At 44.3% G+C, this 2,946-nt stretch carries 2 protein-coding genes; both read left to right on the top strand.

The features are described from left to right. Positions 1–141: 141 nt before the first annotated feature. The gene (locus ACM0OS_RS28630; RefSeq protein ID WP_414546566.1) at positions 142–1,299 is read left to right on the top strand and encodes a hypothetical protein; all 1,158 of its coding nucleotides are present in this window, start codon (positions 142–144) and stop codon (positions 1,297–1,299) included. Positions 1,300–1,416: 117 nt separating this feature from the next. Continuing rightward, the gene (locus ACM0OS_RS28625; RefSeq protein ID WP_414546565.1) at positions 1,417–2,892 is read left to right on the top strand and encodes a leucyl aminopeptidase; all 1,476 of its coding nucleotides are present in this window, start codon (positions 1,417–1,419) and stop codon (positions 2,890–2,892) included. Positions 2,893–2,946: the final 54 nt, after the last annotated feature.

Genomic DNA, 2,946 nt, shown 5'->3' with positions numbered 1-2,946 from the left:
GAGCAGGGGAGCAGGGGGAAATAAGGGAAAAAGTCTGCTAAATCTACCCACCATTTTCATAATTTGCCCTTTTTGGAAGATGTGAAGGTACCTTCATTTTCGCTAAAACCTAAAGCATAGGTTTTTAAGATGGTGCCACAAATGGCAGATAAAACTCCAAAAAAAATAGAGGTGAAACAAGCAGATAATTCACCCACAGAAAAAGACAATCAATCTGTAATCGAGTCTTTAGCTAAAACTGTAGGTGATGTGGGCGGAGCAATTACTCATACCGCAGCCGCAACGGGCAAGATAGTCTTATCTACATCTATTGATGCTGGAGTTGTCGCGGCTAAACAAACACATAAATTAATTGAGCAAGCAACCCAAACCACTGGCGATGTCATCAACCACATTAGCGAAAATTGGTTTATTAGAAAACTAACCGGGGTGTTAAATCTCAATTGGCTGATTGGCCCCAGTGAAAGTGTTGATTTAGAAAAGGCAGCAGCTTCAGTAAATAAGCTCAAACAAAAATATCCTCATGAATCGCCTAGTCAAATTGCCCACCGGATTATGGTAGACAAAGCTACTAAAGCAGGTGGAATTGGACTGGCAAGTAGTATTTTACCGGGAGTAGCAGCGGCGTTGTTGGCTATTGATTTAGCAGCGACGACGAAAATTCAGTCAGAAATGCTCTACCAAATTGCCGCCGCTTATGGACTAGATTTAAAAGACTCTAGCCGTAAAGGTGAAGTGTTGGCAATTTTTGGTTTGGGTTTAGGTGGTGGCCGGTTATTACGTGTGGCGGGATTAGGCTTGTTGCGAAATGTGCCTTTTGCCGGTGCGGCGATCGCCACTAGTTCCAATGCCACTATGATTTATTCCTTGGGATATGCAGCCTGTCGCTTTTATGAAGCCAAACTAGATGACTCAATTTCCCTGGATTCTCCAGAGACATTAGCCAATTTACAAGCACAAAGTGACAAGTATCTAGAAACTGCCATTGCTCAAGAAGCCATCATGGATCAAATTTTAGTGCAGTTAATCCTTGATAGCCATCCAGAGAAAACCTGGGAAGACCTTTTACCAGAGTTGCAAGCAGCCAACATGAGCGAGACATCATTAGAAGCGATCGCCCAAAACATCAAATCACCCCAGCCTTTAGAAAAGCTGATAAATCAACTCAATCCTGATTTTAAAGTTCCTTTACGAGCGCGGTGTGAAAAAATTGCTCAACTCAAACAACTCAATCCCGATGTTATCAAGCCGTTATTAGCGCAGTGCGAAAAAATTGCCCAACTTGACGACCGTAGTTAAAATTTTGACCCTTTCACCTACAGAGGTTAGGGTCTTGCTAATTAAGGATGTATGAGCAAAGAAAAAATTTTAAGCAATACTGGTACAAGTAGGAAAATTTAAATTAAAGTTCCCAAAATGAAAATTCAACCTAGTGATACGCCTTTGCTAGAGTGGGCAGGCGATAGTTTGGCTATTGGATTATTTGAAGATGCCGTAGAGTTAACAGGTGAACTAACAACTTTAAATGACAAGTTGTCTGGACTCTTAAAAGATCTGATTGCCGAAGAAGAATTTACAGGGAAAGCCTACAGCACAATCTTCACCCGTGTTAGTGCAGGCGGCCCAATTCGGAAAATAATTTTGGTAGGTTTGGGGAAACCCGATGCTTTAAAATTAGAAACTCTACGACGTGCTGCTGCTGCTGTAGCAAGAGCGGCCAAAAAGCAAAAAAGTAAAAGTTTAGGCTTTAGTTTCCCACTGTGGAATAATGATCCCGCTGCCACAGCCCAAGCCATCGCCGAAGGTACACAACTAGCCCTTTACCAAGACACACGCTTTAAATCGGAACCAGAAGATAAAGGGGCAAAACTGGAAACTATCGATTTACTGGGATTTAGTGGCCAAGAAGCAGCCATTACCCGCGCTAATCAAATTGTGTCTGGAGTAATTTTAGCTAGGCAATTGGTAGCCGCGCCAGCCAACGAAGTCACACCCATTACCTTGGCAGAAACAGCCCAGGCGATCGCAACTGATCACGGGATTCAAGTAGCAATTTTAGAACGCGAAGACTGTGAAAAACTGGGCATGGGTGCATTTTTAGGAGTGGCCCAAGCTTCTGACTTACCGCCAAAATTCATTCATCTCACCTACAAACCAGAAGGGACACCCAAACGCAAATTAGCAATAGTTGGTAAAGGATTAACCTTCGATTCCGGTGGCTTGAACATTAAAGGTGCTGGTAGTGGCATCGAAACCATGAAAATGGACATGGGAGGTGCAGCTACCACCTTAGGTGCAGCCAAAGCCATTGCCCAAATCAAGCCAGATGTAGAAGTTCACTTTATCTCAGCCGCTACCGAAAACATGATTAGCGGTCACGCTATGCACCCAGGTGACATCTTAAAAGCATCAAATGGCAAAACTATCGAAGTCAACAACACCGATGCTGAAGGGCGTTTAACCTTAGCTGATGCCTTAGTCTTTGCCGAAAAATTGCAAGTAGATGCGATCGTTGATTTAGCAACCCTCACAGGTGCGTGCATCATCGCTTTGGGAGATGATATTGGCGGTTTGTTTACACAAGATGACACAGTAGCTACCCAATTAGAGAAAGCCGCCGAAAACGCCGGGGAAAAAGTCTGGCGGATGCCAATGGAAGAAAAATATTTTGAAGGCTTAAAATCTGGCATTGCCGACATGAAAAATACCGGGCCACGTGCTGGTGGTTCCATTACTGCGGCTTTGTTTCTCAAACAGTTCGTCAAAGAAACACCGTGGGCGCACCTAGACATAGCCGGCCCAGTGTGGACAGACAAAGAAAACGGTTACAACAGCCCAGGCGCCACAGGTTACGGTGTGAGAACACTCGTTCATTGGGTGTTAGGAGAGTAGGACAAGGGGACAAGGGGACAAGGGGACAAGGGGACAAGGGGACAAGGGGACAAG

The organism is Nostoc sp. CCY0012 (genome assembly GCF_963920855.1).
GTDB lineage: Bacteria > Cyanobacteriota > Cyanobacteriia > Cyanobacteriales > Nostocaceae > Cyanocohniella.
The sequence above is the reverse complement of the archived record's forward strand: the minus strand, read 5'-3'. Positions and strand labels throughout refer to the sequence as shown.

Coding starts and splice junctions, on each gene's coding strand:
- ACM0OS_RS28630 (WP_414546566.1), top strand. CDS start 142: ATGGCAGATAAAACTCCAAAAAAAATAGAGGTGAAACAAGCAGATAAT.
- ACM0OS_RS28625 (WP_414546565.1), top strand. CDS start 1,417: ATGAAAATTCAACCTAGTGATACGCCTTTGCTAGAGTGGGCAGGCGAT.